This window comes from Rickettsia endosymbiont of Gonocerus acuteangulatus, from assembly GCF_964026435.1.
Taxonomy (GTDB): Bacteria; Pseudomonadota; Alphaproteobacteria; order Rickettsiales; family Rickettsiaceae; genus Rickettsia.
This window is the reverse complement of record NZ_OZ032147.1, coordinates 394,571-419,821: the sequence shown is the minus strand read 5'-3', so window position 1 is coordinate 419,821 and position 25,251 is coordinate 394,571. Positions and strand designations below refer to the sequence as shown.

Below are 25,251 nucleotides of genomic sequence, written 5' to 3'. Positions count from 1 at the left end.
ATAATACACCCATAACGTAAAAATATTATCTACGCCAACGCCAATTTTGTATTAAACTAATAACTTTCAAAGATATCATAAATAATTTAACATATTATTTTGTATTGTAATTACTAGCAGTATTTTAATATTTTGTCAATAGCTGGTCCTTGGTTGTAGCTTGACATAGTCATCATAAGCCATTATCTTAAATCTCTTTTGGGTATATTCCCCGCCGCTTGCGGCGTAATATGGCGGAATGAGCAAATATATACATAAAAGTCATAATGTTACGGTACTGCTGTATCACATGGTATTTCCAGCAAAATATCGCCGAGCAGTGTTTGACGTATCAGTTGATCAAGTATTACGAGAAATATGTTTAGAGATAGAAAAGAGATATCAAATAAAATTTTTAGAAATAGGGGTTGATGAAGATCATGTCCATTTTTTGGTACAATCTGTACCAACCTATAGCGTAACAAAAATAGTAACAACAATTAAAAGTGTTACAGCTCGTCAAATATTTAGACAGTGTCCACAGGTAAAGAAACAATTATGGGGTGGAGAATTTTGGACTGATGGATATTTTACGAGTACGGTAGGTAAGCATGGAAATGAGAATATGATAGGAAAATACGTAAAAAACCAAGGCAAGGAATATCAGAAACTGCATGAGGATCATCAGCTAGCTTTCTTCTAAAATACCCCGCTGCTTGCGGCGGGGATTACTTTTATAAAAAGGATTTTATTATGAAATATTTAATAATCTTATTTGCTGCTTTGGCTTTAACTGGCTGTTCTAATCAAAAAAACACCAAGTCAAAAGAAGTAATACAAGCTGATGGTGATCCAAGCTATGCTATCATGAGAACAGTCAACAACACTAATAGAAGTATCGCTAGTACTGTTTCAACAGTACCAAACCCTCCTGTTCGTTAAATGCTTACTATTATTTCATCTGCTAAAACTCTTAATTTTGAGCCAATAGCTTTTAAAGGGGAGCTAATCTCCCCTGCTTTTCCCAAAATAACAAATCAACTACTTGCTATAGTCAAAAATTATTCTGAAGCTCAGCTATCTAAAATTATGGATATCAGCGAGAAATTGGCACATCTAAATAAAGAAAGATTTCAGAATTTTGAGAAGCAAGACAGCAAAGCAGCTATTTTTGCTTATGCGGGTGATGTTTTTAACAATATACAATCAGAAAATTTAAGCGAAGATGCAATAAATTTTTTACAATCGCATTTACTTATCATATCAGGGTTATATGGAGCTTTAAAACCGCTCGATGCTATCAAACCTTATAGGCTTGAAATGGCAACAAAGTTAGATGAAATAAATGACTTGAGCAAATTTTGGCAAGATGAGATAACAGATTATATTAATAAGAAGCTTGAGCATCATAAACATAAATATTTGCTTAATCTTGCATCACAGGAATATTCATCTGTGATAAATCAGGATAAGTTAAAATATCCTATAATTAATATTCATTTTAAAGAAAATAGAAACGGTAAGTTAGCAACTATTGGAATAAATGCTAAAAAAGCTCGTGGGAATATGGTGAATGTTATTGCCAATAATCTAATTGACTCTCCTGAATTACTTAAAGAATTTTCATATCTAGATTATAAATATAACTCTAAAGATTCATCAAATAGTGATTTAGTATTTGTGAAATAGAGATCTTTTCCGTCATTTGCGAGGAAAAGCAACTTTGATGTCATCTAGTTGCTTGTCCACGGGTTCCAGTTAAAAATAATAATAAAACTGGATTGCTTCGTCGAAACTTTCAGTTTCTTCTCGCAATGACGGGAAAACTTATCCACGCCACAATACAACAATCATCAACAAGTTTTGTAAAATATTAACTTGATAATTAATAGTTGATAATGTATTTATTATTTTGTAAATAATAGGTATTTTATGTTTTCAAAAAATGATACTGAAACAAATCAAGTTTCAAATTACCTAGACAATACTTTAAATTCAAACTCACCTATTACACCAAAAATTTTACAAAACTCACGCTATCTTTGGTTCTAAATATCGTAAAGATGGAGAACGCAGCTGTTGTTGCATATAGTCATCTAAAAGCCCTAACTTTATTTGGTAAACCGTTTTACCGATTGTATTTGCAGTCCTTTTGAGAAATGCCCAAACTAAAAATGCCCAACTAATATGATTACGTTGAATACGCTGTTTCCTGCATTGACAACGTTCTATCCCAGTAAGTTGCTTAATTTCTCTGTGCATGCTCTCAATTACCCATCGAAAGCCACACTCATCTTGTGCAGCTTTAGAAGATTTGTGAGTTTTGTTATTGGTAACAACATACTCAACTCTGTTGGTAGGAACAGTAAATTTAAACAAATTAACATGCTTATTTTTAGCAAAGCCTTTTATATGAATCTCTACTCCATGCCTGATCTCTTCATCTGAAAATGTCAACTCTTTTACAGCTTTATAAGGTTTAGAATCGTGTGTTTTACTAACGTTTCTATTGGCTTTAATAGGGGCATAATAATATTTCCCCAGAGAGTCAACATGTTGCATAATTTTGTGTGTAGAATACCATGTGTCAAAAAGTACTGTTTGAAAAGGAATCTTCTTGCTATAAACAGCATTATTTAACATGTTTAATAGGTGTTCTAGTTTTGTTGCTCCATCATGATCAGGTGCAAAAATTCGATAATCTATTACCCAAAACTTATTAATATCAGGGTTATAATATACCAGACTCACTACTCCTATACCTTTAGTAACTCTACCTGTAGCTCCACTGTACTGCGATCTTGCAATTTCTATTTGCTTCGTATTCCTTTTATTTAAAACCGTATCATCAAATATTGTATATCCATTAGATGAAAAAATAACATCATTCTTGATGTGTTCCCATAACAAAGAAGGTGTATATTTTTCATTCCTTAAAAATCTATTAATAACATTGAAAATACTATAAGTAAGTAGAACAAAACTTATTTAAAATAATAAGATTTTAAATAGGTAATGATGAACAGAAAATATAGACACTTATCTCGAGAAGAGAGATATGAAATAAAAAGAATGTATGACCTAGGAGTCAGTATTAACAAGATAGCACAACATCTTACGAGGTCTAAAAGCACTATTAGTATGGAGCTAAAAAGAAATAAAGTAAAAGGTAAGTATATGCCTTGTGTTGCTCAGGAACAATATAAAAAAAGGATGCATCAGCAAGAGTTATTAAAAATAGAGAAGTTACCTATTTTGTTAAATTATATCAAAAATGCTATGATTCACAAGAAATGGTCACCGGATGCTATAGCCGGAAAGTTAAAACTGGACAAAAATACAGCTTGTTGTATCAGTACAGAAAGTATATATAGATTTGTCTACACTTCTCCAGTTGCAGCTAAATAAAAGTAATCCCCGCCGCAAGCAGCGGGGTATTTTAGAAGAAAGCTAGCTGATGATCCTCATGCAGTTTCTGATATTCCTTGCCTTGGTTTTTTACGTATTTTCCTATCATATTCTCATTTCCATGCTTACCTACCGTACTCGTAAAATATCCATCAGTCCAAAATTCTCCACCCCATAATTGTTTCTTTACCTGTGGACACTGTCTAAATATTTGACGAGCTGTAACACTTTTAATTGTTGTTACTATTTTTGTTACGCTATAGGTTGGTACAGATTGTACCAAAAAATGGACATGATCTTCATCAACCCCTATTTCTAAAAATTTTATTTGATATCTCTTTTCTATCTCTAAACATATTTCTCGTAATACTTGATCAACTGATACGTCAAACACTGCTCGGCGATATTTTGCTGGAAATACCATGTGATACAGCAGTACCGTAACATTATGACTTTTATGTATATATTTGCTCATTCCGCCATATTACGCCGCAAGCGGCGGGGAATATACCCAAAAGAGATTAAAGTTATATAGCTATTTACCGTCTAAAAGATATAAAAGGCAAGAAAGGGGGACAAGGCATCAAAGGATCATTATACCACAAAGGATCTCAATACATCAGCGTGATGCAATAGCAATGCAAAAGCTAGAAGTAGGGCATTTTGAGGCAGATCTTACATTTCATAAAGGTAATCAAAGTATGAATATCGGTGTGCTGGTGGATAAAAAGAGTCAAAAGATTATTTTAGTGCTGAATAACTCCAAAAGAGCTAAAACAGTTACCACTGGGTTTTTAAAAAAGATCAAAACGCTGCCAAGTAGTGTTAGAAAGACTATTACTATGGATAATGGCAAAGAGTTTGTAGGGCATCTTGCTTATAGACTATCTGGGTTTCAAACTTTCTTTTGTGATCCATACCGCCCTAGACAAAAAGCACTAGTGGAGAAAATGAATTCTATGATTCATAGAATTTTACCTAAAAATACAGATATTACAACCGTTACACAAAGAGGTCTTGACAATATTGCTGAGATTTTAAATAACATGCCAAGAAAGATTTTTGGTTATAAAACCCCCAATGAAATTTGGGCAGAAAATTTATAGGTTTTGTTCTACTTAGTCCTTGAATTTTCACATCATGACTACATTTCTTTGCATGTTCAGCGTAGTAGGTTAAACTATAATTCTTTTGGCTAACTATTAAAAATTGACAATAATCTGTCCTATTAATTGGTATTGCTTACAACTTTATCCTCTTTGACATGTTTAATTATTTTTACAATAATTTATCACTTTTTTACTCATAGCGTAAGTTTTGATATTTAAAATTGTAGACACCCCTGAATTACACAAAAAAAATACATGATGAAAACTTTATATCATATAGCACCATACCTAAATATTTTGTTGATCAATTCAAAATTTGTGGACTTAAACTAATAGGAGAAGCACCTGAAGCTATACCTGAAATAGCTTAATAATAGATAAAGCTCGGTGTCATCCCATGAGGGCATTGCCCGCATGGATTGATTTTTACCGTCATTGCGAGGAAAAGCAACTTTGGTGTCATCTAGTTGCTTGTCCACGGGAGGCATTGTTGCGTGGATCGGAAAACGCCCTAAGGTAGTCATCCCATGATTTATTCTATAGTACCGGACATTTTTAAAAAAATGTTATATTTTTTTCAGGTATAGGTGACCTTATATGTCATTCTTAGCTAGAGGCGGGAATCCACATAAAGCGAGATAAATCGAGCTTTTTATTTAAAAAACTTGCTGCTTTTATGTTAATTTTTCTGGATTTCCGCTTCTAGCTAAGAATGACATAGAATAATAACTGTCCGGTACTATTTGGCTTGTCCACAGAATCCAGTAATAAAAAAGTACATATAGTAAGTTTTAAAATTAAAAACTCGATTCCCTCGCAAGGCGTTTTGAAGATTTTACTAATGACGCCAATTTTTCAAATAAAACGAGTATACTAAATAGAGCAGGCGTTGCTACTATAATCATCATCCTCACGGATAAATTTTTGCTTTACCTTAGAGTTATTATTATAAGGTTTATTATTTTTAACTGGTGCTACAGGTTCGTAGTTTGAAACTGGAGGTACATAATTTTGATTTGCTGTTGCATTTGGACAAGTGTATTTTGATATATCACGCTTAGTTTCTCTCAGCATTGCCTTTATTTGGTCTAGCTCTTCTTGCATTTTTCTTTCTTTATCAGTGTTGTCCTTTCTAACTTTCTTACTGGCTTTACTTAAAATCATATTATCATCGTCTGAAGATTCACCTGATTCAGCTTTATATTTTTCCATATCTCGTCTAATCATTTTAAGATATATCTCACGATTTCTTTTGACAGGATCAATTTGCTCCCCTCTTAAAGGATTATCGTAATCATCATCGTCATCCTCTGGATCGTCAAGATTATCTTCAATTATATTCTTTTTAGCTAAACTAATATATTTATTATTATATAAAGGTTTTCTTTTACCACCTTTAAAACCTTTACTATCAACTAACCTATTATTTGCGGATTTTTGGAAGTAACCTCTAAAATTATCAGTACAACCCGATAGTACAAAAACACCTAAAAATAATATTATAATTTTTTTCAACATATATTATTCCAAAACTTCAATTAGATTTATTTATATAACTTGACAAATTATCTTTAAAAACAAGCCATATGAAAAAGTCTATTATGATTAATGCCACATAATAATCAAACTTGCAAGAATAAAGAGCTTATATTGTTTAAATTAGCTCTTCTATTAGGTTACTTAGCAACTTATGCCCCTCTTTTTTTCTTTTTAATAGATTTTTCGAGGTATTTTCTAGTATCTTTGGATTACTTATTAGCTCAAACATTTTTTCGGCTAATTTTTCACTTGATATATCATCTTGCTTCATGCACCAACCACATTTCTCATCTTCTAATAATTTTGCATTATGATATTGGTGATTATCGGCAGCACTTGGCAAAGGAATAAAAATTGCTGGCAATCCTATATAAGTTAGCTCTTCTATAGTAGATGCTCCTGCTCTTGAAATCACTAAATCAGTATTTTTATACTGATTTGCCATATTATCAAAAAATTCAGCTAATTCGTAAGTAATATTTAAATTTGAGTATATATTTTTTATTTTTACTTGATCCTCGAGTGCTGCTTGCTGAGTTATATGGAGTTTAAGGTTTGGCTGCTTTTGCATTAAAATTTTTATACTATCAGGTATTAACTCTGAAAATAATTTAGCCCCTTGACTGCCGCCAAAGATAAAAATTTTAAAGGTACGGTCTTTGTCATTCCGCCGCTTGACCACCAAATCCAAATTTCTAATATTCTTTCTCACTATCCCGCCAGTAACTACTGTTCTATTTTTTACTACCATAGGCAAGTTTTTGGTATTTTTATAAGAGATAGCTATTTTCTTAGCAAAATTTGCAAAAAATCTATTAACCTTTCCAAGATAAGAATTCTGCTCATGAATTACAATCGGCACTCTTAGTAAAATTGCTGCAAACATTGAAGCAACAACCGGATAACCACCAAATCCTACTACAGCAGAAGAAGAAAGACTAAATAACAATTTAATAGCTTTAAAAATAGCAAGCGATAATAACGGCAAGAATAATAAAATATTTTTTGGTCGTTTTAAATCTATGACATGAAAAATTAATCCCGCATCATGATTTATATATTTCTCACATCTTAAATCTGTAATAAAATGAACTTCATACTTTCTTTTTATCAATTCCTCCCCAAGAGCAACTGCTGGAAAAAAATGCCCACCTGTTCCACCTGCCACTAAAACTATTTTTTTCATATTTCTATTTTATTTATCTTATAGGAATCAAGCGGCGTTCGGTATCTAGTAAAGCCAAGCAGCATACCAGTAGCTATAGCAATTGCAAGTGTTGAAGAGCCACCATAGCTAATAAAAGGCAACGTCATACCCTTAGTAGGTAATAAATGCAAAGTTACACCCATATTAATTATTGCCTGAAGCCCTAATTGTGCAACAATACCGCTAGCAGCAAATTGGACAAATTTATCCTGCTCATTTAATAACTTAGCAAGACTTCTAAGCACTATAAACGCAAATATACCTATAACAATAAGGCAAATAATAGCCCCAAATTCTTCCCCAGCAACGGCAAAAATAAAATCAGTATGTGAATCAGGTAGAACCTGTTTTACTGCCCCCTCACCCGGTCCTTTACCATATAAACCACCATGCTCAAAAGCTTTCAGAGACTTGCTAACTTGATAATTCTCACTACTATCAGGATCTAAGAAGGAGTTAATTCTTTGTGTAACGTGCGGCAACCAAAAATACGCAACAGTTACTCCTATCATTCCTAAAAAACCCGCTAGAACAATCCAAAATATTGGCATACCAGCAATAAAAAGCTGAATACCAAAAACTGCTGTAATCATCACAAGCATTCCAAAATCTGGTTGAATGATTAAGAGAATAGCAACAATAAAATAAAGTATAGAGCAAACTGTAAAGCTTGGGAAATCATCATTAAATTTTAACGATAATATCCAGCCTGTAACGACAGCAAAAAATGGCTTAATAAATTCTGACGGCTGAATAGATAAGCCAGCAATATTAATCCACCTAGTTGCTCCTTTCACTTCGTAACCAAAGAATTTAACAGCGATCAATAAAATTACACTAGCTATAAAACCCAATATAGCAAAACGCTTTAACCATTTTTTATTAAAGCATGAAAATAACAATATAAGAGCTGAGGCAGCTGTTAGATAAAATACTTGCCTTGATGCAAAATAATTTTCTTCCAGCCCTATTCTACTTGCTACTGCTGAACCTGAAGTAGTCACAAGCATTAAGCTAAAAACAAATAAAATAACTAAAGAAATAACTATTTGGCGATCGGTACTACGCCACCATAATTTTATAAAATTATTCGATATTTCGTTATTCACGCTATAGTTATTCAATTTTTCCTCTAGCTATAAGATTGTTACTTAAGGCTATAAACAATTCACCCCGCTCCTCAAAGTTCTTAAATTGATCATATGAGCTGCAGCAAGGTACTAATAAAATATTTTTTATGCTCTCATTATCATTTAATGCATCTTTATAAGCAAGTTCAAAAGCCTGTTTAAGGTCATCACATATAACAAAATCTACTATATTCTTAGCAGTATTTGCAAACATTTCTTTGGCTTGCCCATAAAAATAAGCTTTTTTGATTTTATTAAAATAAGGTTTTATTTCCTCAATACCACCCTCTTTAGCAATACCGCCCACAAGCCAATAAATATTATCAAGAGCTTTAATTGATTGCCTTGCTGCTATAGCGTTTGTCGCTTTACTATCATTGTAAAAATTTATACCATTTGTACTACCTAGATATTGCATCCTATGCGGCAGTCCTTGAAAACTACTTATAGATTCAACAATTTTTACAGGCTCAAGACCTATTATTCTAGCAACTGCATAGCTTGCTGCAATATTCTCACTGTTATGAATTCCTTGAAGACTCTTATTAAACATTAGTTTAACACTAATATGCTCAAAGAAATTATCGGTAATTATATCATTAACTATTGATATACCTTTTTCAAGAATTTTAGTAACTGAAAAAGGGATTAATTTAATATGATGTTTTTGTTGTAGATTTGTAAAAATTTCATGGCAATAATCATTATCAATATTAATTATCCCGTAACTATCTTTATCCATTCGATCAAAAATTTTAGATTTTGCTGTAATATAACCTTCCATATTTTCATGCCTATCTAAATGATCAGGAGTAATATTAAGAAGCACTGCCACTTTAGCAATAAAAGTTTTCACTAAATCTAACTGGAAAGAAGATAATTCAAGCACATACCCATCCTTACTTACTTTAGCTTGCAAAACCGGAACACCGATATTACCAGCTAATGGATAATCTAAACCATTACTATTTAAGATATGACTAATTAAAGCAGTGGTAGTACTCTTGCCGTTAGTACCAGTTACAGCTAGGAGGTTTAAACCTTTAGATTTTTCGAAAAATAAATCTATGTCGGAGATGATCGAGATATTAAAATTTTTTGCGATTTTGACTATCTCGTGTGTTAGAGGAATCCCAGGACTTAATACAATTTTATCTAAACTTTGCCATTTTATATCAGATATAGGAATAATATAATTTTTACCGAATAATTCCTCAAACTTATTTCTATGTGCTTCTAGATCATCATATACAATTATATTACATTTGTCTTGCAACTCTTCATAAACCGAAATACCGGTTTTACCAAGCCCAAAAACACCTATATTTTGTCTTTTATGAATAGTCATGAGTTAATTAAACGATGTCATTCCCGCGTAGGCGGGAATCCAGAAAAAAATACAAATATAGTGAGTTTTTTAAATTAAAAGCTTGATTTATCTCGCTTTATGCTGGATTCCCGGCCTACGCGGGAATGACATAAAACATTACTTAATGTCCTGTATCAATGCTTGCTCACCCTCATTAAGGTTGACCTGATCATTAACATTATTATAAACTGCTTGATTGTTAGTTGGAACAGGTAAATAATAATGAGGCGGTACTTCTAAAGCTTTACTACGCTGAACTTGATACTCATTAGGACCAGCTGTTGATATCCCTACAGTTTCTTTTAATTTTTTATTACATGCAGAAGTAATTAATAAAACAGTAAATAATAAAAAAACTTTTCTCACTTTAATACCTTATAGATTATTTAGATTATATTATATTTTATCGTTATCGCCTTGTGGAGCATTACGAATCTTTTCAGCCATAGCCTCAATTTGGGCTTTATCATAATTCTCTTTAGCTTTTTCTTCAATATTTTTTTTAGCACTATAATAATCTTCCACTAAGATAATTACTCCAAGTGTAATAAAACAGTCAGCTAGATTAAATACTGGAAAGCTATAATCTTGATAATGAAAATGTATAAAATCAAAAACTGCCCCTCGAAAGAATCTATCAATTAAATTACCGATAGCACCACCAATTACAAAGCTATAACCCGCAAAACCTCCTATGGTTTTGGAACTCATCATTAAATAATATAAATAACAAACAATAATCGTATTTGTTATTAAGAACACAATATTACTATATTGGTAATAATCACGCATTAAACCAAAGCTAATACCATAATTCCAAGTATAAACCATATTTAAAAAAGAAGTGACCTTTAAGGTCAAGCCAGGCTTCCATATTAGATTATTGATAAACCACCATTTAGTCAATTGATCAATAATCACTAATGTTATTATAATACGGCTACTACGGGCAAATGTTAGATATAGTTTTTTAAATGATAGAATCATAATTATTTAGGGATTTTTACAAAGGAATAAAGGAAGGGCGTCATTGCGAGGAGATGCACACAGCATCGATGCAGCAATCTCATGAAATAGAATATAACTCCTGAGATTGCTTCGTCGCTATGCTCCTCGCAATGACGACTACCACGAAACGACACACGCCTAACACATTATAGCGAAACTTCAGCTACTTTATTAGACTGCAATTCTTTATCAAGCTTAACATTCAAAGTTTTGATTTCTTTCTTAAACTGTTTGAATTTTTCTAATTTTTTTCCGCTTAATTCTACACCTAGTGTTGTTTTAACGGACATAGGATTAACATGTTTACCATCAATTTTAACTTCATAATGTAAATGCGGTCCCGTAGCTCTACCAGTACTTCCAACATATGCTATAATATCGCCTTGTTTTACTAAACTTCCTACTTTTAAACCTTTAGCAAAATTTGATGCGTGAGCATAGGCAGTAGATAACGTACCGCTATGTTTTATCTGGATAAATTTCCCATAACCTGATTTCCAACCTATTTCAGTAATAACACCATTACCCGCCGAATATATAGGTGTTCCAGTCGGTGCTGCAAAATCAACCCCTTTATGCATTTTGTTATAACCAAGTATAGGATGCTTCCTAATACCATATTGTGAAGAAACTTTTATAACTTTTAAAGGAGTTCTAAGCAAACTTCTTTTTACACTTTTACCATCTTCAGAAAAAAATGCATGATTATTTACATTATTATCATGTGAATAGCGATAAATATTATATTCTTTTCCTGAAAGATTTAACGAGACATATAAAATCTTACCGTGATGAGAAAATTTACCATCTTCTGTTACGTATTTTTCTGTTATAACAGTCGCAGTATCACCACTTTTTATTTGACGCTGAAAATCAATTTGATAAGCATAAGCATTAATCAGCTCTATTATATTATTGTTTGACAAACCAAGCTTCTTAAGAGCAGACATAAAGTTTGACTCGATATTTACAGATGACTTAGCTACTGTTTTTGTTAAAGGCACGATAATTTCTGCAATTTTAAAATTATCATTCTCTCTTATTATTTCAATAGTCTTAAGTTTATCTATAGCTAAAATAATCTTATTAAGAAATACTGTTTCAGAAGTTAAATCCTCATTATCATTTTCAGTAATTTTTGTTTCATATTCAAAAGTAATTTGCTGCCCTATTTTAAGTGATGGCAATAATTTATTTTCTTTTATTAAGCTTAATATTTTTTCTATATCATTTCTTGGGATATTTTGACCGCTCAGAATAGAATTTATAGTATCGCCTTTTTTAACCGTTACTTCTTTAAATGAAATTGCTTCTTGAATTTCTTCAGCCTCAGGACGTACTAATGTTATAGATAAAGTATCATTCACATAGTTATTAACAGCAAAAGAGACAAATATAACTAATGCTATAAATAGTAATAGGGAAACAGAGGTAAGAACTTTTTTGAATCGTGCACTAAGATAAGGAACTGATAATACATCATCAAAATCGTAAGATAGCGTGTCATTTTTCATTGATTACTTAGAAGTTATCTTGGTTTCGTTATTATTAATATGAACTATATAAACATAAATTACAATAAGAATTATAAAATAATTTAGTTTTTAAATTGTTTTATTTAAAATACTTTCTGTTTTTATTTTCAAAACTTACGCTATGTTTGGTTCTAAATATCGTAAAGATGGAGAACGCAGCTGTTGTTGCATATAGTCATCTAAAAGCCCTAACTTTATTTGGTAAACCGTTTTACCGATTGTATTTGCAGTCCTTTTGAGAAATGCCCAAACTAAAAATGCCCAACTAATATGATTACGTTGAATACGCTGTTTCCTGCATTGACAACGTTCTATCCCAGTAAGTTGCTTAATTTCTCTGTGCATGCTCTCAATTACCCATCGAAAGCCACACTCATCTTGTGCAGCTTTAGAAGATTTGTGAGTTTTGTTATTGGTAACAACATACTCAACTCTGTTGGTAGGAACAGTAAATTTAAACAAATTAACATGCTTATTTTTAGCAAAGCCTTTTATATGAATCTCTACTCCATGCCTGATCTCTTCATCTGAAAATGTCAACTCTTTTACAGCTTTATAAGGTTTAGAATCGTGCGTTTTACTAACGTTTCTATTGGCTTTAATAGGGGCATAATAATATTTCCCCAGAGAGTCAACATGTTGCATAATTTTGTGTGTAGAATACCATGTGTCAAAAAGTACTGTTTGAAAAGGAATCTTCTTGCTATAAACAGCATTATTTAACATGTTTAATAGGTGTTCTAGTTTTGTTGCTCCATCATGATCAGGTGCAAAAATTCGATAATCTATTACCCAAAACTTATTAATATCAGGGTTATAATATACCAGACTCACTACTCCTATACCTTTAGTAACTCTACCTGTAGCTCTACTGTACTGCGATCTTGCAATTTCTATTTGCTTCGTATTCCTTTTATTTAAAACCGTATCATCAAATATTGTATATCCATTAGATGAAAAAATAACATCATTCTTGATGTGTTCCCATAACAAAGAAGGTGTATATTTTTCATTCCTTAAAAATCTATTAATAACATCATGACTACATTTCTTTGCATGTTCAGCGTAGTAGGTTAAACTATAATTCTTTTGGCTAACTATTAAAAATTGACAATAATCTGTCCTATTAATTGGTATTGCTTGCAACTTTATCCTCTTTGACATGTTTAATTATTTTTACAATAATTTATCACTTTTTTACTCATAGCGTAAGTTTTGTTATATTTTTTGTGTTATTAAAGTTAATTTCCTTTAATTTTTAATAATTAAAATTATGTTTAGATTGTTCCTATTTTTATTAATTCTTACAAACTTCGCCTCTTGTTCGTTTAATAATCAAGATGTTAGGCTATCAAAAATAGAATATTATGAGAATATTTCTTCAAATAAAAAATGTTTCCCAAATAGCAAAATAGTTTTAGTAGGAGGTTGTTTTGATGTGTTACATTATGGTCATTTAGAGTTTTTACATGAAGCTAAAAAGCAAGGTAAATATTTGATCGTTGCTTTAGAGCCTGATGAAACAATAATTAAATCTCTTTTGGGTATATTCCCCGCCGCTTGCGGCGTAATATGGCGGAATGAGCAAATATATACATAAAAGTCATAATGTTACGGTACTGCTGTATCACATGGTATTTCCAGCAAAATATCGCCGAGCAGTGTTTGACGTATCAGTTGATCAAGTATTACGAGAAATATGTTTAGAGATAGAAAAGAGATATCAAATAAAATTTTTAGAAATAGGGGTTGATGAAGATCATGTCCATTTTTTGGTACAATCTGTACCAACCTATAGCGTAACAAAAATAGTAACAACAATTAAAAGTGTTACAGCTCGTCAAATATTTAGACAGTGTCCACAGGTAAAGAAACAATTATGGGGTGGAGAATTTTGGACTGATGGATATTTTACGAATACGGTAGGTAAGCATGGAAATGAGAATATGATAGGAAAATACGTAAAAAACCAAGGCAAGGAATATCAGAAACTGCATGAGGATCATCAGCTAGCTTTCTTCTAAAATACCCCGCTGCTTGCGGCGGGGATTACTTTTATTATAAAAAGCGAAAACCTATTCATAATCAACTGCAACGAGCAAAAATTTTAAGTTCCCTTACATTTGTTAATAAAGTACTTATGTTGCCTGAGTTAAAAGGTTTTAACGATTATGCATTATTAGTGCAAAATATTTGTCCGTCTGTAATTGCTGTAACAAAACCTGATCCTCAGCTAACAAATAAACAAACTCAAGTTAAATTAATAAATGCCCGAGTAATAGAAGTTATAGACTTAATACAACACCCTGATATAGGTACACTTTCCACCTCAAACATCATTAATAGCATATAAAATTTATTTTATTTATCGATTTTTGCTTTAATTAAAATACATATCCATTTATATTAATATAAAAATAACCTGTATTATGTACTTTATGAAGAATGTTATTACTTTAATTGGCTCAGTTTTATTTAGTAGTTTTTGCTTTGCTTCTGAGCCTTTGCCTTGGCAAATGGGATTTCAGCCACCTGCAAGTCCGATCATGGAAGAATTACATAAATTCCACGATTTCTTACTTTATATCTCTACTGCTATAGTTTTATTTGTTGCAGGATTATTAGCTTTTGTATGTATTAGATTTAATGCAAGGAATAATCCAGTACCAGCAAAATTTTCGCATAATGTTTTAATAGAAATAATTTGGACTGTAATACCTATAATAATTTTAGTGATTATTGCCGTGCCATCTTTTAGAATATTACGTCACGCCGAAAAAATACCTCAAGCGGACTTAACTATTAAAGTAGTAGGCTATCAATGGTATTGGCATTATATATATCCTGATCATAATGATATAGAATTTGATAGCGTTATGATCTCAGATGAAAATCTAAAACCTGACCAAAAAAGATTATTAGATGTTGATAATAGGATAGTGATACCTGAGAATGCTACAGTTAGGTTTTTAATTACAGCCGGTGACGTAATACATAGTTTTGCTGTTCCATCTCTTGGTTTTAAAATAGATGCCGTACCCGGAAGAGTAAATGAAACATGGACAAGAGTCGCTAAAAAAGGTGTATATTATGGGCAGTGTTCAGAGCTTTGCGGTATCAATCACGGCTTCATGCCAATTGCTATAGAGGTAGTAAGTAAAGAGGATTTCGATAATTGGGTTGCGAGTAAGAAATAATGTTTTACATATGCCATCCCGTGGACAAGTCACGGGATGACACCGAAAAAGCTTTTCGATCAACATAATAAAGCCAAAATTGACAAATAATTATATTTAAAAAAGCGAAGATGCCCTAGGTAATGAATCATGGTAACTAAAAAAATATATTAACACAAACAGAATAACAATTATGGATATAACTACAGAAGGCCTAAACCACGATGACCATCACACTCCGCATGGCTGGAGGCGGTGGCTGTTTTCTACTAACCACAAGGATATTGGCATTATGTATATCATATTTGCCATATTTGCCGGAATTGTCGGCGGGTTGTTTTCGCTGCTGTTTAGGCTAGAACTTGCAATGCCTGGCGGAACTTTCTTAAATCATGATTTCCAGCTATATAATGTGCTGATTACTGCCCATGCGGTAATTATGGTGTTTTTTATGATCATGCCGGCTTTGTTCGGTGGTTTCGGTAACTATTTCGTACCTTTATTAATAGGGGCTCCCGATATGGCATTCCCACGCCTTAACAATATCAGTTTTTGGCTACTAGTTCCGGCTTTCATCCTACTTATGGGGTCAGCGTTTGTTGATGGCGGACCAGGAACGGGCTGGACGCTCTACCCTCCTCTAAGCAGTATAAGCGGACATCCAGGAGCAGCTGTTGATATGGCTATTTTCAGTCTGCATTTAACAGGTCTTTCATCAATTCTTGGCTCAATTAACCTAATCGTTACTATCTTTAATATGAGAGCACCCGGGATGGGCTTATTTAAAATGCCATTATTTGTTTGGTCTATTTTAGTTACTGCATTCTTGATAATCTTAGCTATGCCGGTGCTTGGCGGAGCTATCACTATGCTACTTACCGATCGTAATTTCGGTACTACTTTCTTTAAAACTGATGGTGGCGGTGATCCGGTATTATTTCAGCACTTATTTTGGTTTTTTGGTCACCCTGAAGTATATATCGTAATACTCCCAGGCTTTGGTATTGTAAGCCAAGTTATTTCTACTTTCTCACGTAAACCAATATTTGGCTATCAAGGCATGGTTGGAGCTATGGCAATAATAGGCTTTGTCGGATTTATTGTATGGGCTCACCATATGTTTACAGTTGGACTTTCCTACAACGCACTTATATATTTTACTGCCGGAACAATGATTATTGCAATTCCAACAGGTATCAAAATATTTAGCTGGATCGCAACTATGTGGGGTGGTTCGATTACTTTTCCAACACCTATGCTATTCTCTATTGGGTTTATCATATTATTCACGATTGGCGGCGTAACGGGTATAATCTTATCAAATTCCGCACTTGATAGAGTTCTGCACGATACATATTATGTTGTGGCACATTTCCATTACACGATGTCGCTTGGTGCTTTATTTACCGCATTTGCTGGCTTTTATTACTGGTTTGGTAAAATATCAGGCAAGCAATATCCGGAAATTTTAGGTAAAATCCATTTTTGGATTACCTTTGTTGGTGTTAATCTCACTTTCTTTCCGCAACATTTCTTAGGACTTGCAGGTATGCCAAGAAGAATACCGGACTACCCTGAAGCTTTTGCCGGTTGGAATATGGTTTCATCGATAGGGGCAGGAATCTCTATGGCAGCTGCTTTATATTTCGTGTTTATCGTTTTCTATACGTTGAAATATGGTAAAGATTGCCCCAATAACCCCTGGGGCGATGGAGCTGATACACTAGAGTGGACACTTACCTCTCCTCCACCATTCCATACATTTGAGACACCACCGCATATTGAGGAATAATTTATGATTCTTAGAAGATTATTTGCTTTCTTAATTGACAAAATTATAATCGGAATGTTGCTATCATTGAATATAGCATATGTAAAAGACACTATAATAGAAATTGCTTTATTTTTTATTATTTCAGGATTTTACTTTTCTTACCTAGAATCTTCAAAAATACAAGCCTCTATTGGGAAAAAATTATTAGATTTAAAAGTAGTTCATCAAGATGGAACTACTCTTAAAGGTAGTGAAGCATTTATTAGATTTATCGCTTTTTATGTGATTAATTTAACTGGTATACTTTTTGTAATAAGCATTATTATGATGGTGATGAGAGAAGATAATAAGATGCTTCATGATTTAGTGTTCGACACGCAAATAGTAAAGTCATAATGACTAAACAAGAATTACGTTTGCATTTCAAGGAGCTTTTAACGAAAAATATAGATAAAATAAATTCTGATTTAACAAAAACTTCTTTACTAAATCAAGTCAGTAATTTATTAAAACAGTTAAAAGTAAAGCATGTGGGAATATATTACCCACTAAAATATGAAATTAACCTGCTTGCAATATTAAATATTCATCATGAAATAAAATTTTTTCTGCCTAAAATCATAAATAATGAAATAAAATATTGTGCTTATAATTTTAATGATGAATTAGTTTTAGGGAGTTTTAAAACTTTAGAACCGATAAATAATGATTTCTATGAACCAGAATTGATAATTGTTCCAGGTCTGGCATTTAGTAAAGATGGCTATAGACTTGGTTATGGTAAAGGACATTTTGATCGATACATAAATAATAATAAAGATATATTAACTGCCGGTGTTTGTTTAAAAGAACAAGTTATAGATAACTTTCCTGTTGAATTACATGATCAGAAACTTAATTTTATTATTTCTATATGAAAAACATGAATAGAAAACCTATAATAGGAATTACTCCTGATTTAGCTCAAAATTGTGAGAAATATACTTATACCGTCTTTCCTTGGTATGCATTACGTAAGAATTATACCGATGCAATAATCGAAGCTGGCGGCGTCCCTATGTTACTACCATACCAAGCTGAAACAATAGATCATCTCATGGATTTTATTGATGGTGTTATATTACCTGGCGGTGATGAAGATATACACCCTAAATTTATGAGCCTGAATATGCTGAAGATGTAGTAATTTCTAATGAAGAGCGTGATAATTTTGAAATATTAATTTTAAAGAAATCGTTAGAAAAAAATATACCTGTTTTAGGAATATGCCGAGGGATGCAACTAATAAATGTTGTTCTAGGTGGCACTCTTATTAAGCATATTCCAGATTATATTGAAGAGACAAAACAGCCTATAATCATAAACCATACACAGCCTCATCCTAAAGATATAGTCTCGCATGCAATTAGTATAAAGCCAAATACTAAGCTTGCTAAAATGGCAAATAATAAGCTGAGCACAATGGTTAATTCAACTCACCATCAAGCCATTAAACAAATTGGTAATAATCTTATTATATCAGCAAAAGCAGAAGACGGGATTATAGAAGCAATAGAATCAACAAACCATAAATTTCTTATCGGCGTACAGTGGCACCCTGAATATGTCAATGATAATGGCATAGACCTAGTTTTATTCAAAGAGCTAATAAAAGCTAGCACTATACAATAAATTAGAATTAGGCAGGCATAGTCCTAAAGTCATTATTACACAGTACCGGACAGTTTTAAAAAAATGTTATATTTTATTCAGGTATAGGTGACCTTATATGCTATTCTTAGCAACGGCGGGAATCCAGAAAAAAAGTCTAAATACAGCAATTTTGTAGAATATAAAAGCTCGATTTATCTCGCCAAAACTTACGCTATGTTTGATATAATTCCTATAAATTAAAGGATATTATAAAGTGATGCACTGTAAAAACATAGCTTTGTAGTAAGGGTTTTTAGCATATTTGCTATAACATAGCGTAAGTTTTGTCGCTTTATGCTGGATTCCCGCTTCTGCGGGAATGATATATAATAAAAACTGTCCGGTACTATTGGGAATAGTATATAATCTACTTACTAACAAAACCTAAATCCGTTGACTTTTTCAAATAGTTAGGTATAAATTTTAACTGAAATAGCAGCAATGCTATTTTGGGGCTTCAAAACCTCTTGCGATTATGGCACATGCATCAGCCATTATTATGATGCAATCCTCAGCACTTATGGTTGGGGATGACTATAGGCATGTCCAGAGCTTAAGGTACTACCTTAAGCTTAAAACCTATTGTGAGCTGTTAGTCGCGGTTTTTTTGAACTCCCCAACCACCAAAGCTTACGTTCATTGGTGGTTAAAACTTAAATCAATTAAGTTATAACTGGGAGCAATAATATGCTAAATCAAATTAACCATACCTCTAAAGCCATTCTCCTCTTATTGCCTCCTTATAATACAAAAAGCGAAAGAATTTGCCATGATACAAATATAAGCTGCAAAAAATTAAATCTCACCTTAATAAAAATTATCAAAGCTAAGAACTATTACGACTACAAAGCGTTTGTTATGTTAATTTACACTGTAATTAAACATCCAGATAAACCTATTATTATCATAATACAAAACTTACGCTATGAGTAAAAAAGTGATAAATTATTGTAAAAATAATTAAACATGTCAAAGAGGATAAAGTTGCAAGCAATACCAATTAATAGGACAGATTATTGTCAATTTTTAATAGTTAGCCAAAAGAATTATAGTTTAACCTACTACGCTGAACATGCAAAGAAATGTAGTCATGATGTTATTAATAGATTTTTAAGGAATGAAAAATATACACCTTCTTTGTTATGGGAACACATCAAGAATGATGTTATTTTTTCATCTAATGGATATACAATATTTGATGATACGGTTTTAAATAAAAGGAATACGAAGCAAATAGAAATTGCAAGATCGCAGTACAGTGGAGCTACAGGTAGAGTTACTAAAGGTATAGGAGTAGTGAGTCTGGTATATTATAACCCTGATATTAATAAGTTTTGGGTAATAGATTATCGAATTTTTGCACCTGATCATGATGGAGCAACAAAACTAGAACACCTATTAAACATGTTAAATAATGCTGTTTATAGCAAGAAGATTCCTTTTCAAACAGTACTTTTTGACACATGGTATTCTACACACAAAATTATGCAACATGTTGACTCTCTGGGGAAATATTATTATGCCCCTATTAAAGCCAATAGAAACGTTAGTAAAACACACGATTCTAAACCTTATAAAGCTGTAAAAGAGTTGACATTTTCAGATGAAGATCAGGCATGGAGTAGAGATTCATATAAAAGGCTTTGCTAAAAATAAGCATGTTAATTTGTTTAAATTTACTGTTTCTACCAACAGAGTTGAGTATGTTGTTGCCAATAACAAAACTCACAAATCTTCTAAAGCTGCACAAGATGAGTGTGGCTTTCGATGGGTAATTGAGAGCATGCACAGAGAAATTAAGCAACTTACTGGGATAGAACGTTGTCAATGCAGGAAACAGCGTCTTCAACGTAATCATATTAGTTGGGCATTTTTAGTTTGGGCATTTCTCAAAAGGACTGCAAATACAATCGGTAAAACGGTTTACCAAATAAAGTTAGGGCTTTTAGATGACTATATGCAACAACAGCTGCGTTCTCCATCTTTACGATATTTAGAACCAAACATAGCGTAAGTTTTGTAAAATTGTAGCAAATTGACTTGTAGCGGTACATGGTCAATTTGCAAAAAAATATATTAGTTATAATTTATAATTAAGGTTATATTAACAAACAAAATTAAAAGTAAATAAAAAATGACTTATGTTGTAACTGATGAATGCGTGAAATGTAAATATACTGATTGTGTCGAAGTATGTCCGGTAGATTGTTTCTATGAGGGTGAGTTCATGCTGGTTATCAATCCGGATGAATGTATAGATTGCGGGGTATGCGTGCCTGACTGCCCAATAGATGCAATAAAACCTGAATCACCAGAATTAATTGAATGGGTAGAGCGAGCAAAACACTTTATAGAACATGAGAAATGGCAAGTTATTACTAAGAAAAAACCCGCTCTGCCAGATGCTGATAAATTCAAAGATGAAAAAGATAAATTTAATAAATATATTGGTGTATAAAAGGGCTAATTATCTATTTGTGTCTATTTTGTCACAAACTTATCTAAAGTTCTTGTTTTAATCTATTAATTTTATATATTAATGTAGCACAATTAATAATAGTATGTTATACCAGCCCTAAAGATAGCTTTTTATTAATTAATTCAAATTATTGAGGTACTAAAAATGAAAAAATTACTTTTAATAGCTGCTACAAGTGCAACAGTTTTATCTTCCGCCCTTTCATTCGCTGATTGCGAGAATGATAGCTGGTACTTAAGAGTAGATGCTGGTGCGGCAATGTTCAATAAAGAAAAGGACAGCCTAACTGGTCTTAAATTAAAATCTAAGACAGCTTTTACTGGTGATATTGGTGTTGGTAACTATATTGCAGAAAATTTCAGAGCTGACTTAACTTTAGGTACTACATTCAGTGGTAAATTAAAGAAGTCTGGCAATGTCAAGGGAGATAATATTTCATCAAGCTATAAGCCTAATATCACACGTTTACTTATTAATGGTTACGTAGATCTATCTAACTTTGAAATGTTTGATGTTTTTGCTGGTGCTGGTATCGGTGCTTCAATTCTGAAAGAAAGAGTTTCATATTCTGGAATTAATAGTGGTGCTACTATTTCTACTTCTTATTCAAGCAAAAACACAACTAATTTTGCTTACAAACTAACTTTAGGTGCTTCTTCACAAATCTCTGATGGAGTTAAAGCAGAGTTAGCTTATAGCTGGATAAGTGATGGTAAGGCAAAAGGTGGAAATGTAAATTTACCTGGTGTAGGAAACAAACAAGTTAAAGGAACACGTTATCAAAGCCATAACCTAACTGCAGGTTTAAGATTTGATATATAATCAAATAATAAGCGATATTTAATAGTTTCAAGTAATTAAAATAACTTTTCTATTACTTGGAACTATTTTTATTAGATTAGGTAATAATCTTATCTAAATCTTAATTTTAATAACTAACAAATAATTTAAGGAATATTAATAATATGAAAAAATTACTTTTAATAACAGCTGCAAGTACAGCTATTTTATCTTCAGCTGCAATATTTGCTGCTACTGATCCTTGTGAAGGAGTTGTGATGAATGCCCCTATGACTGATTCAGCTATGAATTCATCAATGCCAGCATCAGCTATGGAGAATCAATGGTATTTAAAATTAGATGCTGGTGCTGTGATTTTTGATAGCCAAAAAAATAAGCCTACAGGAATAAAAATGAAGTCTAATACTGGCTTTACTGGTGAAATCGGAGCAGGTTACTATATTATGGATAATCTAAGAACTGATTTCACAGTTGGATTAGTAACAAGTAATCATTTAAAAAAGACAGGAAATGATTTAGATGGTGATAGAGTTTCAGTAAAGCATAGACCTAATATTGTAAGCTTTTTATTAAATGGTTATGTTGACGTAGTTGACTTAAATATGTTTAAAGTTTTTGCTGGTGCTGGTATTGGTGCTGCAATGGTGAAAGAAAAAATTTCATATGCATACGCTGATCCCAATCTTGCCGCTGATCACAATAAGAAGATAAATATTAAAAATAAAACAAATTTTGCTTATCAATTATCTTTAGGAACATCATTTGAAGTTGCTCAAGGTGTAAAAGCTGAACTAGTTTATAGCTGGAGAGATTACGGTAAAACAAAAACTAAAGCTATTAAATTTAACGATGGTACATCAGGAAGAGAAGGTGGAACACGCTATAGAGGTAGTAACTTAATGGCTGGTCTAAGATTTGATATGTAATTTTTTACATCTTTTAAATCCCTAAATCCAAGAAAAGAGTCTTTAGTTTCCTAAAGGCTCTTTTTTTTATATACTCACGTCTATGCAATGACAGATATTATTGCCGAGGGGTGACAGTTTTCTTTGCCGATAATAAAATAGACATCTAAACAAATTAATTAGTTGCAAAGATGTCTGGGAAAAGAATAACACACCAATAAGTAAAGGTATATATGACATTAAGAAAAGCAGGTTTAAACCAAGTTATTGCATCAGCTAAAGCAGGATTTTTAGAACGTACTGCTAGAAATATAGAAAGAAGAGGGCTACCACAAAAACAATATAAAAAAGTTTCTAAACGTATTAATGATCCTTTAGACAAAGTGTGGGAACCAATTATAGTGCCTTTATTAGAACTGAAAATTCAAGTGAAAATGCAAGGACTAAGTAGAACAAAACCTATAAATTTTCTGCCCAAATTTCATTGGGGGTTTTATAACCAAAAATCTTTCTTGGCATGTTATTTAAAATCTCAGCAACATTGTCAAGAGCTCTTTGTGTAACGGTAGTAATATCTGTATTTTTAGGTAAAATTCTATGAATCATAGAATTCATTTTTTCCACTAATGCTTTTTGTCTAGGGCGGTATGGATCACAAAAGAAAGTTTGAAACCCAGATAGTCTATAGGCAACATGCCCCACAAACTCTTTGCCATTATCCATAGTAATAGTCTTTCTCACACTATTTGGAAGAGTTTTTATCTTTCTTAAAAAACCATTGGTAACTGTTGTAGCTCTCTTGGAGTTATTCAGCACTAAAATAATCTTTTGACTCTTCAAAACTTACGCTATGTTATAGCAAATATGCTAAAAACTCTTATTACACAGCAATGTTTTATAGTGAAGCACTTCATAATATCCCTTAATTCATGGGCATTATATCAAACATAGCGTAAGTTTTGTCTTTTTATCCACCAGTGCACCAATATTCATACTTTGATTACCTTTATGAAATGTAAGATCTGCCTCAAAATTCCCTACTTCTACCTTTTTCGTAGCTATTGCATCACGCTGATGTATTGAGATCCTTTGTGGTATAATGATCCTTTGACGCCTCTTCCCTCTTTCTTGCCTTTTATATCTTTTAGAAGGTAAATAGCTATATAACTTTAATTTAGCTGCTACTGCAGAAGTGTAAACAAATCTATACAAAACTTACGCTATGTTTGATATAATTCCTATAAATTAAAGGATATTATTGTCATTGTCAATTAAAAAGGGACCAGTAAATTGCACGAAAAAGGAACCACTATATTTAAAAATTTTTATGCCATATTACCTCCAGATTTATAGTTATTAATACGATAACTTTTACCTTTTATGTTTAGTATATGAGCATGATGTACCACTCGATCAATAATTGCATGAGTTAATACTTCATCAGCAAATATTTCATTCCATTTTTCAAAATCCTTGTTTGTGGTAATAATGGTAGATTTATTTTCATATCGTTTAGCAATAAAAGTAATCCCCGCCGCAAGCAGCGGGGTATTTTAGAAGAAAGCTAGCTGATGATCCTCATGCAGTTTCTGATATTCCTTGCCTTGGTTTTTTACGTATTTTCCTATCATATTCTCATTTCCATGCTTACCTACCGTACTCGTAAAATATCCATCAGTCCAAAATTCTCCACCCCATAATTGTTTCTTTACCTGTGGACACTGTCTAAATATTTGACGAGCTGTAACACTTTTAATTGTTGTTACTATTTTTGTTACGCTATAGGTTGGTACAGATTGTACCAAAAAATGGACATGATCTTCATCAACCCCTATTTCTAAAAATTTTATTTGATATCTCTTTTCTATCTCTAAACATATTTCTCGTAATACTTGATCAACTGATACGTCAAACACTGCTCGGCGATATTTTGCTGGAAATACCATGTGATACAGCAGTACCGTAACATTATGACTTTTATGTATATATTTGCTCATTCCGCCATATTACGCCGCAAGCGGCGGGGAATATACCCAAAAGAGATTGAATCCATGTTTGACAACTTTGATCAAACACTACTTCATAATAATCAAGGCGACTATAGCTTAAACGCATATTAAATACATATGCTTTAACTCTA

At 32.3% G+C, this 25,251-nt stretch carries 32 protein-coding genes and 2 pseudogenes; 19 read left to right on the top strand and 15 right to left on the bottom strand.

The window, feature by feature from the left end; translation table 11 throughout:
* Window positions 1-238 precede the first annotated feature (238 nt).
* From tnpA (AAGD55_RS02610) to AAGD55_RS02600, 3 genes are read left to right on the top strand one after another with little or no spacing between them, the layout of a single operon-like run.
* Complete coding sequence (gene tnpA, locus AAGD55_RS02610; RefSeq protein ID WP_341790826.1) at window positions 239-682, top strand: IS200/IS605 family transposase; 444 nt, start codon at window positions 239-241, stop codon at window positions 680-682.
* Window positions 683-729: 47 nt separating this feature from the next.
* Window positions 730-921 (top strand): hypothetical protein, encoded by a 192-nt coding sequence (locus AAGD55_RS02605; RefSeq protein ID WP_341792501.1) that lies wholly within the window; start codon window positions 730-732, stop codon window positions 919-921.
* Window positions 922-1,668: a YaaA family protein gene (locus AAGD55_RS02600; protein ID WP_341792032.1), complete on the top strand. Its 747-nt coding sequence runs from the start codon at window positions 922-924 to the stop codon at window positions 1,666-1,668.
* A 342-nt stretch (window positions 1,669-2,010) separates the two neighbouring features.
* Here AAGD55_RS02600 and AAGD55_RS02595 read toward each other — a convergent pair whose 3' ends face one another.
* Window positions 2,011-2,889 (bottom strand): transposase, encoded by an 879-nt coding sequence (locus AAGD55_RS02595; RefSeq protein WP_341792031.1) that lies wholly within the window; start codon window positions 2,887-2,889, stop codon window positions 2,011-2,013.
* A gap of 105 nt (window positions 2,890-2,994) precedes the next feature.
* Here AAGD55_RS02595 and AAGD55_RS02590 point away from each other — a divergent pair, with 105 nt between their 5' ends.
* The gene (locus tag AAGD55_RS02590; protein WP_341792030.1) at window positions 2,995-3,387 is read left to right on the top strand and encodes a helix-turn-helix domain-containing protein; all 393 of its coding nucleotides are present in this window, start codon (window positions 2,995-2,997) and stop codon (window positions 3,385-3,387) included.
* A gap of 31 nt (window positions 3,388-3,418) precedes the next feature.
* Here the strand turns inward: AAGD55_RS02590 and tnpA (AAGD55_RS02585) are convergent, their stop codons facing one another.
* On the bottom strand, window positions 3,419-3,862 hold the full coding sequence (tnpA, locus tag AAGD55_RS02585; protein WP_341790826.1) for an IS200/IS605 family transposase: 444 nt from the start codon (window positions 3,860-3,862) through the stop codon (window positions 3,419-3,421).
* On the opposite strand from tnpA (AAGD55_RS02585), the gene AAGD55_RS02580 reads away from it, so the two are divergent.
* Window positions 3,855-4,493 carry an IS30 family transposase gene (locus tag AAGD55_RS02580; RefSeq protein ID WP_341792029.1) on the top strand — a complete coding sequence of 213 codons (639 nt, stop codon included), beginning with the start codon at window positions 3,855-3,857 and terminating at the stop codon, window positions 4,491-4,493. The genes tnpA (AAGD55_RS02585) and AAGD55_RS02580 overlap by 8 nt on opposite strands.
* Before the next feature lie 876 nt (window positions 4,494-5,369).
* Here the strand turns inward: AAGD55_RS02580 and AAGD55_RS02575 are convergent.
* The 8 genes from AAGD55_RS02575 to AAGD55_RS02540 all read right to left on the bottom strand — a co-directional run bounded on the left by AAGD55_RS02575 (window position 5,370) and on the right by AAGD55_RS02540 (window position 13,448).
* Window positions 5,370-6,014 carry a hypothetical protein gene (locus AAGD55_RS02575; RefSeq protein ID WP_341792028.1) on the bottom strand — a complete coding sequence of 215 codons (645 nt, stop codon included), beginning with the start codon at window positions 6,012-6,014 and terminating at the stop codon, window positions 5,370-5,372.
* Window positions 6,015-6,150: 136 nt separating this feature from the next.
* Window positions 6,151-7,221: an undecaprenyldiphospho-muramoylpentapeptide beta-N-acetylglucosaminyltransferase gene (gene murG / locus AAGD55_RS02570; RefSeq protein WP_341792027.1), complete on the bottom strand. Its 1,071-nt coding sequence runs from the start codon at window positions 7,219-7,221 to the stop codon at window positions 6,151-6,153.
* Entirely contained in the window at window positions 7,218-8,351 is a 1,134-nt protein-coding gene (gene ftsW / locus AAGD55_RS02565; RefSeq protein WP_341792500.1) for a putative lipid II flippase FtsW, read from the bottom strand. Before ftsW ends, murG begins: the two co-directional genes overlap by 4 nt.
* A gap of 7 nt (window positions 8,352-8,358) precedes the next feature.
* Window positions 8,359-9,720, bottom strand: a complete 1,362-nt coding sequence (gene murD / locus AAGD55_RS02560) for a UDP-N-acetylmuramoyl-L-alanine--D-glutamate ligase (protein ID WP_341792026.1) — start codon at window positions 9,718-9,720, stop codon at window positions 8,359-8,361.
* 138 nt (window positions 9,721-9,858) lie between these two features.
* Window positions 9,859-10,107, bottom strand: coding sequence for a DUF3035 domain-containing protein (locus AAGD55_RS02555; RefSeq protein WP_341792025.1), 249 nt, complete (start codon window positions 10,105-10,107; stop codon window positions 9,859-9,861).
* Window positions 10,108-10,137: 30 nt separating this feature from the next.
* Window positions 10,138-10,728 (bottom strand): signal peptidase II, encoded by a 591-nt coding sequence (gene lspA / locus AAGD55_RS02550; RefSeq protein ID WP_341792024.1) that lies wholly within the window; start codon window positions 10,726-10,728, stop codon window positions 10,138-10,140.
* Window positions 10,729-10,895: 167 nt separating this feature from the next.
* Window positions 10,896-12,263 carry a M23 family metallopeptidase gene (locus AAGD55_RS02545; RefSeq protein ID WP_341792023.1) on the bottom strand — a complete coding sequence of 456 codons (1,368 nt, stop codon included), beginning with the start codon at window positions 12,261-12,263 and terminating at the stop codon, window positions 10,896-10,898.
* Between the two features lie 135 nt (window positions 12,264-12,398).
* Window positions 12,399-13,448 carry a transposase gene (locus AAGD55_RS02540; RefSeq protein ID WP_341792022.1) on the bottom strand — a complete coding sequence of 350 codons (1,050 nt, stop codon included), beginning with the start codon at window positions 13,446-13,448 and terminating at the stop codon, window positions 12,399-12,401.
* Between the two features lie 274 nt (window positions 13,449-13,722).
* Here AAGD55_RS02540 and AAGD55_RS12315 point away from each other — a divergent pair, with 274 nt between their 5' ends.
* The 14 genes and pseudogenes from AAGD55_RS12315 to AAGD55_RS02470 all read left to right on the top strand — a co-directional run bounded on the left by AAGD55_RS12315 (window position 13,723) and on the right by AAGD55_RS02470 (window position 23,132).
* Window positions 13,723-13,884 (top strand): adenylyltransferase/cytidyltransferase family protein, encoded by a 162-nt coding sequence (locus AAGD55_RS12315; protein ID WP_410526111.1) that lies wholly within the window; start codon window positions 13,723-13,725, stop codon window positions 13,882-13,884.
* Window positions 13,865-14,308 carry an IS200/IS605 family transposase gene (gene tnpA, locus AAGD55_RS02530; RefSeq protein WP_341791202.1) on the top strand — a complete coding sequence of 148 codons (444 nt, stop codon included), beginning with the start codon at window positions 13,865-13,867 and terminating at the stop codon, window positions 14,306-14,308. Before AAGD55_RS12315 ends, tnpA (AAGD55_RS02530) begins: the two co-directional genes overlap by 20 nt.
* 35 nt (window positions 14,309-14,343) lie before the next feature.
* Window positions 14,344-14,637, top strand: a pseudogene (locus AAGD55_RS02525) (glycerol-3-phosphate cytidylyltransferase); the annotation flags it as partial.
* A 76-nt stretch (window positions 14,638-14,713) separates the two neighbouring features.
* The gene (gene coxB, locus AAGD55_RS02520; protein WP_341792021.1) at window positions 14,714-15,481 is read left to right on the top strand and encodes a cytochrome c oxidase subunit II; all 768 of its coding nucleotides are present in this window, start codon (window positions 14,714-14,716) and stop codon (window positions 15,479-15,481) included.
* A 172-nt stretch (window positions 15,482-15,653) separates the two neighbouring features.
* Window positions 15,654-17,252: a cytochrome c oxidase subunit I gene (gene ctaD / locus AAGD55_RS02515; RefSeq protein WP_341792020.1), complete on the top strand. Its 1,599-nt coding sequence runs from the start codon at window positions 15,654-15,656 to the stop codon at window positions 17,250-17,252.
* Between the two features lie 66 nt (window positions 17,253-17,318).
* A complete protein-coding gene (locus AAGD55_RS02510) occupies window positions 17,319-17,630 on the top strand; it encodes an RDD family protein (protein WP_341792019.1) in 312 nt (103 codons plus the stop codon).
* Window positions 17,630-18,151 (top strand): 5-formyltetrahydrofolate cyclo-ligase, encoded by a 522-nt coding sequence (locus tag AAGD55_RS02505; RefSeq protein ID WP_341792018.1) that lies wholly within the window; start codon window positions 17,630-17,632, stop codon window positions 18,149-18,151. The genes AAGD55_RS02510 and AAGD55_RS02505 overlap by 1 nt, the downstream gene beginning before the upstream one ends.
* 5 nt (window positions 18,152-18,156) lie before the next feature.
* Window positions 18,157-18,905, top strand: a pseudogene (locus AAGD55_RS02500) (gamma-glutamyl-gamma-aminobutyrate hydrolase family protein).
* Window positions 18,906-19,401: 496 nt separating this feature from the next.
* Window positions 19,402-19,599, top strand: a complete 198-nt coding sequence (locus AAGD55_RS02495; protein WP_341792017.1) for a hypothetical protein — start codon at window positions 19,402-19,404, stop codon at window positions 19,597-19,599.
* A 293-nt stretch (window positions 19,600-19,892) separates the two neighbouring features.
* Window positions 19,893-20,576: a transposase gene (locus AAGD55_RS02490; protein WP_341792016.1), complete on the top strand. Its 684-nt coding sequence runs from the start codon at window positions 19,893-19,895 to the stop codon at window positions 20,574-20,576.
* Entirely contained in the window at window positions 20,530-20,940 is a 411-nt protein-coding gene (locus tag AAGD55_RS02485) for a transposase (protein WP_341792015.1), read from the top strand. Before AAGD55_RS02490 ends, AAGD55_RS02485 begins: the two co-directional genes overlap by 47 nt.
* Before the next feature lie 120 nt (window positions 20,941-21,060).
* Window positions 21,061-21,384 (top strand): ferredoxin FdxA, encoded by a 324-nt coding sequence (gene fdxA, locus AAGD55_RS02480; protein ID WP_341792014.1) that lies wholly within the window; start codon window positions 21,061-21,063, stop codon window positions 21,382-21,384.
* Window positions 21,385-21,549: 165 nt separating this feature from the next.
* Window positions 21,550-22,227 carry an outer membrane protein gene (locus tag AAGD55_RS02475; protein WP_341792013.1) on the top strand — a complete coding sequence of 226 codons (678 nt, stop codon included), beginning with the start codon at window positions 21,550-21,552 and terminating at the stop codon, window positions 22,225-22,227.
* Between the two features lie 143 nt (window positions 22,228-22,370).
* On the top strand, window positions 22,371-23,132 hold the full coding sequence (locus AAGD55_RS02470) for an outer membrane protein (protein WP_341792012.1): 762 nt from the start codon (window positions 22,371-22,373) through the stop codon (window positions 23,130-23,132).
* Between the two features lie 438 nt (window positions 23,133-23,570).
* On the opposite strand, the gene AAGD55_RS02465 is transcribed toward AAGD55_RS02470, so the two are convergent.
* From AAGD55_RS02465 to AAGD55_RS02450, 5 genes are all read right to left on the bottom strand, one after another.
* Window positions 23,571-23,951, bottom strand: a complete 381-nt coding sequence (locus AAGD55_RS02465; RefSeq protein ID WP_341792011.1) for an IS30 family transposase — start codon at window positions 23,949-23,951, stop codon at window positions 23,571-23,573.
* A 96-nt stretch (window positions 23,952-24,047) separates the two neighbouring features.
* A complete protein-coding gene (locus AAGD55_RS02460; RefSeq protein ID WP_341792010.1) occupies window positions 24,048-24,323 on the bottom strand; it encodes a hypothetical protein in 276 nt (91 codons plus the stop codon).
* 113 nt (window positions 24,324-24,436) lie between these two features.
* Entirely contained in the window at window positions 24,437-24,598 is a 162-nt protein-coding gene (locus tag AAGD55_RS12310) for an ATP-binding protein (RefSeq protein ID WP_410526126.1), read from the bottom strand.
* A gap of 66 nt (window positions 24,599-24,664) precedes the next feature.
* Window positions 24,665-25,108, bottom strand: a complete 444-nt coding sequence (gene tnpA, locus AAGD55_RS02455) for an IS200/IS605 family transposase (protein ID WP_341790826.1) — start codon at window positions 25,106-25,108, stop codon at window positions 24,665-24,667.
* Window positions 25,089-25,226, bottom strand: coding sequence for a hypothetical protein (locus AAGD55_RS02450; RefSeq protein ID WP_341792009.1), 138 nt, complete (start codon window positions 25,224-25,226; stop codon window positions 25,089-25,091). The genes tnpA (AAGD55_RS02455) and AAGD55_RS02450 overlap by 20 nt, the downstream gene beginning before the upstream one ends.
* Between the last annotated feature and the right edge of the window lie 25 nt (window positions 25,227-25,251).